Here is a 6,753-nt window from a genome sequence, read left to right as displayed (position 1 = left end):
GGATGTGTGTTTTGGTCGAATCAAGTAATGTGGGAACGGCTATGAGGCACAAATAATGAAGTCCAATAAGCAGCAATACACTTTTGTGATTCTAATTTTCAAGGAAACAATGCGAGATTAAAAGTTCTTCTAAAGCGTCTAGTTCATAATGGCCACACGCTTTCAATTCTTGAAAAATTAACGTCGGAGTTGCTACAATATCATATTTTTCCGCAACCTCTGGGTATAAAGTAACATCTATTTTAGTGACTTTGATAGGTAATCCTTTATTTGCAATAATTGCTGAAAGGAATGTTTCAACTTTAACTCCATGTGAAGAATATGGGGATGTAAAAAACAGTAGATCTGACTTTGAGTCTTGTTCATTATTATCCTTTCTGGGATCCTGAAATGCACTTATCTTAACAAACGCCCCACTTTTTCTGATATGCTCCAAATAATAACCTGCAATTTGATTATAAAAGTGATTCGGGTGCGCGCAACTGCATAGAGTAATCAAATATTCAAATTGAAAATTCAGGAAACAAATAAGGGAAACAAGAAACAGCCACAAAACAAAGGACTAACCTTTTTTCAGAAAGACAAGAGAGAATTTCATTTTAGGTAGAATGCAACTGTACAAAGCTTTATTTAATAAATCCAAGCATGCTTGCGTATGAAGTTATTTTTTAATACCTGTCCACGAGATTGTTATGATACTTGTAGTATTGTGACCGCTGTGGATGAAGGCAAACTAATCGAAGTAAAAGCAAACTCTAATCATCCTATCACACAAGGTTATTTGTGTCCAAAAGGTCAGAACTTGATTAAGTATGTCTATCATAAAGATCGCGTGCTTTATCCACTTAGGAGGACTGGTTCAAAAGGTGAGGGTAAATTCAAGAAAATCTCTTGGGATGATGCCCTCAATGAGATTGCATCCAGACTGACTAAAGTGATCAACGAAAACGGATCGAAAACTGTGTTACACTACGATTATGGCGGTCATAGCGGATTAATAAGTTTAAATTTTCCAAAAAGGTTTTTCAATGCTATTGGGAGCGCAGAAACGACATACTCGATCTGTGATAATGCAGGAGAACTTGCTGTAGAATTACACTATGGTAAGAGATATGGCAGAAAACCCGAAGAGATGCTTAAGTCAAAGTTAATCGTCTATTGGGGATTTAATGCCGCCGTAAGTAACCTTCATAATTTTGGTTTGGCAAAACAAGCTAAAGAAAAAGGAACTAAAATATATGTGATTGACCCTATCGCAAATGAAACAACAAGGCTTGGTACACATCTTAGGATACGTCCAGCAACTGATGTAATTTTTGCCTTTGGTATCGCAAAATATCTTATCGATAATGAGCTAATTGATTCCGATTTTATAAACGAGCATACACACGGTTTTGAAGATTTTAAAGGATATTTATCAAAATATACCACCGAATACGTCTCTAAACATACTGGAATCTCTACTCAAGACATAAAGTCTTTTGCAGTAGATTATGCTGCTCTAAAACCTAACTTTATAAATATCGGTTATGGATTGCAAAAACAAATTAACGGCGGCGAGATTGTTCGTGCTATATGCCTTCTACCTGCATTAATTGGAGTTCCTCGTGGTTTTTACTATTGTAATAGCGAAAGAGATTTTGATAAAGCATATTTGAAGGCTACACACTTGAGACCTAATAATCCAGTAAAATATGTGAGTTCACAGCTTGGTAGAGATTTGATATCAAAAGAAATCAATTTTCTTTTTGTTTACAACGCGAATCCGGCAGCTACATCCCCCAACCAAACTCTTGTCAAAAAAGGGCTTCTACATGAAGATTTGTTTGTTGTAGTACATGATTTGTTTTTAACAGATACCACACTGTATGCGGATATAGTTTTACCCGCGGCTTCATTCTTTGAAACGATGGATATTAACATCTCTTATTGGCATTACTATCTCTCATTAAATCAAAAAGCAATTGAACCGATAGATGAGGCAAAAAGCAATTCTGAAGTATTCCGGCTTCTTGCAAAAAAGATGGGGCTCTCACAGCCGGAACTTTTTGAACCTGATGAAGACGTAATCAAAAAGTTAATTTCAACTTCTAAAACAATTGAAGGACGATATGAGGATTTACTGCAAAAAGGCTTCTTGCGAATGAAACAACTGCCCTTAATGGAATTCCAAACGAAATCTGGAAAAATAGAATTTAGTTCATCAAGAGCACAGGAACTTGGACTCTCAAGTTTCCCAATAGTACTGGATGAACACCCCCAATTTCCTCTACGGCTTATTTCTTCTGCACATCCCTTGATCCTACATTCTCAGTATTTTAACATTCAATCAATAAAACCATATATTCTTGTAAATCCAACTGACGCAATAAAGAGAATGATAAAAAACAAGGATGCTACTCGAATCTTTAATGAAAGAGGATCATTAGTTTTGCCAGTAAAAATCAGTGAAAACGTACCAGAAGGGGTGATTTGGACTTTTAGATCTCCATGGGTGTCATTATCACATGATAAAAAAAATGTAAATGTTCTTACTAATGATGATTTTCAAAGGTCAAGCTATGGGTCTACTTTCAATTCCACTTTCGTAGAACTTGAAAAAACATAGTTATCCTTAGTTTTCATTTAACTTTGTCGGCGGGAAGTCTCCTTCCGAGAGGGAGGGGAGGATGTCACATAGATGGTTTCAAATATTTTATCTAATCTTTAGAGTGATACCTTATATTGGTTAAAGTGCATTTAATTCTAATAACAACAATGGAGTTAGTAAAAAATGAGTGTTAAAGTTAAAGTCCTTATTATCCTTATCATAATTGCCATCGCCATCGCGTTTGGCTACTATATGGTGTTGAGGCTTAGTCAACCACATCAATTATTGTGAATTTGAATTTTTTTTTAACTTAATCATTCAATATCTATGTTGAACTGCTCAAATAATTCACCAAAATCTATTCCAGCAACCTTTTTCGTTTTATACTGATTATAAAGAGCATTATGAGCATTAATGAGAATTTCTGAAGTTATCCCATGCGAAATTGAAAAGTACGTTTCAACATAAGCTGCAAGATCATCGCATATCTTGATTATTTTGCCATCTACTGGAGAATAAGAATCGCTATTAAACGACTCATTGATCTTTTCCGAACTAACAAGTTTTATTTCATTATTTTCAGTTTTGATCTTGCTTTCAAATTCATCTTCTATGAAATATCTGAAATCTTTGTGCCAAGCAGAGGGAAGAAGTGGTAGAAGTTTTTCTTCGAGTTGTTCTTTCTCAATCTCTTCAATTATAGCTCTGAGACCCTCAACAGATTTTTTCACAGGAGAAACAATATCTCTGGTCAAAACTTCGGGAAGATCATGGAAAAGACCTGTAAAATAATTATTAACAATCCTTTTTGAGCAAGCGTTTAATTCTATTGAAAACAGGTTTGAGAGCATAGCAACTACTAGCATGTGTCCCATAACCGATGTCTCTGGGAGTCTTGGTGTTTGAGCCCATCGTTGCTGAAACCTCAGTTGCCCAACATAATCTATAAACGCGTTTATTTTACCCGATACTAATCTTTGTACACCAATGAGGTCGATGTGTTCTTTAAGCTCGTTTTCGATCGCTGCTTTGGTACTTTCAAGTCCATACATATCCTTGTTTAAATTATATATAATCCGAAATTCCCAATTAGTTGCCAGATAATGGGCAGCTCTTAATATTTTCTTCTCCAAGGGGGAAATTGGTAAGAATAAATATTCTCTAAACTCCTTAAAGAATTTCTCTTGAATATCTATCTTATTTTTGAGTTGGTCTAAAACCCATTCGTTGAGTTCTTTTCCTTTACGACGCATAAGTTTGTGAAAAATAGGAGGTTTGATATCAGTAAGAATGATTCGATGCAGGAATTCAAAAAGTCCACCTTCAATTAAGCCTTTCCAATTTATTTCCACCTTTCTTTCAGTTTCCTCAAATTTTGCCAGTACATACGCTATGATCATTTTATGTGCTTGTTTATCAAGTTCTGTAAAACCGACTCTTGGTCTAATATGATCATTCCATCGCTGGATGTGTGCTGCCTGATAGAAAAGCTCGATTATTGCTTTACTTAGCATACTAAACTTCCTCTCATTGTAGGTCCAATATATGTAGAATACCCATAATCATCTGCTGGCAGATCATACATAAGCAAGCAAGTATTTATGTAACTTAACCATCGCTAGTGTATCTTGTTCGCAATAGGCTAAAAGGTTTCTTCTTACTTTTTCAATATCCTTATCTTCATATTTTTCAAGCGCTAAAAAGGCAAAAGATAACATTGCTGTATCGCCGTCTGCAATTTCTAGTGAATCATATGACATGCCAGGCACTAAGGCAGGTAGTACGGTCTTCACTGATGTGCTACCATGAAAATTTGGATGATAAAAATTCTTTTTTATCATGTGCTCAAGATTTACCAAACGATCAATTAATGAATTCAAATCTTTCGATAGGTCAGGATATACTTCTACAAGATTAGTAATGATGGTCTTTTCAAAATTGGAATACACGACGATACTGCCCTTTCCCCTTAGATCTTTGATTAAATGCTCAGCAAATTCCTTTCTAAAATCCCTATGATGATCTGCTAAGTATTCGAAGTGATCAATAATTTGACCTGGCTCAGAACATTTGTGTATAGAATATTGTGTAGGACTTTGTGTATAAGGAGCAATCTTGGGAAATAATGGGACTGGCGTCAAGAACGTCTCGAAATCCAGATAAAAGGTAGGCCATAATATGGATTCTAATTTTACTTTGAGTTGATTGCCAACGATTGGTTGCTTTAATTGTACACTCTTTTTCACTTTAGCTTGAATTTCAGTCAAAGGAAATCCATTAGGGATATCTTCAATGCGAAAAATGCCCAATTCTTTAAGTTTATCAAATTTGGATCGACTTAATCGTTGAAGATCGAATATATGATTTTCAATGTCTTTCCCTAAACAATCCTTGAAAATTTCACATTTGCGGCAGTCTAATTCAAGTTTAGGAGGAGGTTTTGTTTTATTTCTTGTTATTTCTTCGATCTGATGACTCTTAGTTTTAAATTCTTCAACTCGATCCCTAACCTCGTCTGTGTGATCGATTTCCAAAAAAAGTTTGTCATTTTCCATTCCTAATCGGAAATCCTTAGAGATCAATATTAATGAGGATTGAGAGATATTGATCTCTGAATACTCAATGACCATAGTTGTATAGGCCATATCATCAATAAAGTCCTTCTTATCATTCACACTGGATTTTACTTCAAACAAATGCCAACCTTCGTCATTTCGCTTTAATATATCTGCTCTAGCTACCAATCTGTCAATGAGGAAAGTTGCTTCAAAGAGTATTGAAGTACTGGGACCATCCATCAAACTCTTTGTTTTCTGTGAAGCAGATTCCATATTCTCGTCATCAATTAATATTCCCTCTGGATAAAGCTCCCTTGCCCTCCTTCCAATCCCCATCTCTTCTTCCATTATTTTGCTGAATGTTTGTTTCAAAGAGATTTGTTCTGTCCTCATCAACCAGCCTAACGTAGGACATACTAGAGTATTCAAGAAGATTTCTTTTGTAACATTTTGCAAGCTGTTTCCCTCAGTCATACTAAGATACCCTGGCTTTAAACAAGTTTTTATGAAATTCTAGCAAACTCTCTTATATTAATTTCAAAATCAAGTGAAGTTCAGAATTACAAAATTAAAAGAATTATTTCATTAAGAAGCGAACGCTTTTATTTCAAAAGGTTATCAAAAGCTTAATTCAAGGAGGTAAGAACTGCATGCCAATGGTATCGATCATTAAGGAAACTGATCCTGAAATCGCTGTTGAAAAGGCAATTAATCTGTTAGGTGGAATAAGAAGTTTTATAAATAAAGGAGAGACCGTCTTTATACACCCCAATTGGTGTGGAGGCGTGCCAGGCAAACAAGGGTCATATACTAATCCAAAAGTACTCACTACGTTGATCAAATTAATTGATTCTTGTAATCCTGCAAAAATTATTGTTGGTGAATCAGAAGCTACAAGTCAACACTTTGACCTTATGTATATGTCTTCAGGCTCGAAAGAAGCCATAGAAGAACTAAAATCAACAAATGGAATTGATGTACAGGTCGTCAATTTAAGCGAAGGAGAAATGGTGACTATTGATCATCCAGATGCCTACATCGCAAAAAAGTTAACTGTTTCTAAAGTTTTAACAAAAGCAGATAAAATAGTCAACGTTCCAGTATTAAAATCTCATGTTTTTTGCGATATAACTGTTAGTTTAAAGAATATGTTTGGTTTACTCCCAGAACGTAAGAAAGGACGACTTCATTTTAAAGGACTCAATGAAATCATTGTAGATATAAATTCTGCATTTCCTTCCGACTTAATTGTCGTTGACGGTATCATCGGTATGGATGGATGGGGTCCGCTCAAAGGTGATCCTAAGGAATTAGGTTTTGTTTTAGCAGGTGATAATCTTTTAGCAGTAGATACTGTCGCGGCTACCATCGCTGGATATGATCCTACAAGCATTACACATTTTCAATTAGCTGAACAAAAAAATATTGGTTCACTCAGCATGGAAACCATTGAACTTAAAGGCAATTCAATAACTGATGTTAAGCCAACGTCGTTTAAGAAACCGCCTGAAAATGTTGTAGAGGGATACAGAAAACAAGTAAAGGAGTTGCGAGAGGAGTTAGCTGCCAAATCTATATCTTTTGAAGAAGGTGCTACATTCATCC

Annotated in this window: 5 protein-coding genes; 2 read left to right on the top strand and 3 right to left on the bottom strand. The window is 35.3% G+C overall.

Annotation, left to right across the window (positions count from 1 at the left end):
* Window positions 1–91 precede the first annotated feature (91 nt).
* A complete protein-coding gene (locus QVB70_RS15380) occupies window positions 92–436 on the bottom strand; it encodes a thioredoxin domain-containing protein (protein ID WP_287588068.1) in 345 nt (114 codons plus the stop codon).
* 219 nt (window positions 437–655) lie between these two features.
* Here QVB70_RS15380 and QVB70_RS15375 point away from each other — a divergent pair, with 219 nt between their 5' ends.
* Window positions 656–2,608, top strand: coding sequence for a molybdopterin-dependent oxidoreductase (locus QVB70_RS15375; protein ID WP_287588065.1), 1,953 nt, complete (start codon window positions 656–658; stop codon window positions 2,606–2,608).
* A 296-nt stretch (window positions 2,609–2,904) separates the two neighbouring features.
* Here the strand turns inward: QVB70_RS15375 and QVB70_RS15370 are convergent, their stop codons facing one another.
* Together QVB70_RS15370 and QVB70_RS15365 are read right to left on the bottom strand one after the other, a co-directional pair.
* Window positions 2,905–4,104 (bottom strand): HD domain-containing protein, encoded by a 1,200-nt coding sequence (locus QVB70_RS15370; RefSeq protein WP_287588063.1) that lies wholly within the window; start codon window positions 4,102–4,104, stop codon window positions 2,905–2,907.
* Between the two features lie 63 nt (window positions 4,105–4,167).
* Window positions 4,168–5,604, bottom strand: coding sequence for a DUF2779 domain-containing protein (locus tag QVB70_RS15365; protein WP_287588059.1), 1,437 nt, complete (start codon window positions 5,602–5,604; stop codon window positions 4,168–4,170).
* Window positions 5,605–5,798: 194 nt separating this feature from the next.
* Here QVB70_RS15365 and QVB70_RS15360 point away from each other — a divergent pair.
* The coding region (locus tag QVB70_RS15360) for a DUF362 domain-containing protein (RefSeq protein ID WP_287588056.1) at window positions 5,799–6,753 on the top strand (955 nt) is incomplete at its 3' end.

Source organism: Candidatus Borrarchaeum sp. (assembly GCF_019058535.1).
In the GTDB taxonomy this organism is placed as follows: domain Archaea; phylum Asgardarchaeota; class Sifarchaeia; order Borrarchaeales; family Borrarchaeaceae; genus Borrarchaeum; species Borrarchaeum weybense.
Note: the sequence above shows the minus strand (reverse complement) of the source record. Positions and strands in the feature narration are given on the sequence as shown.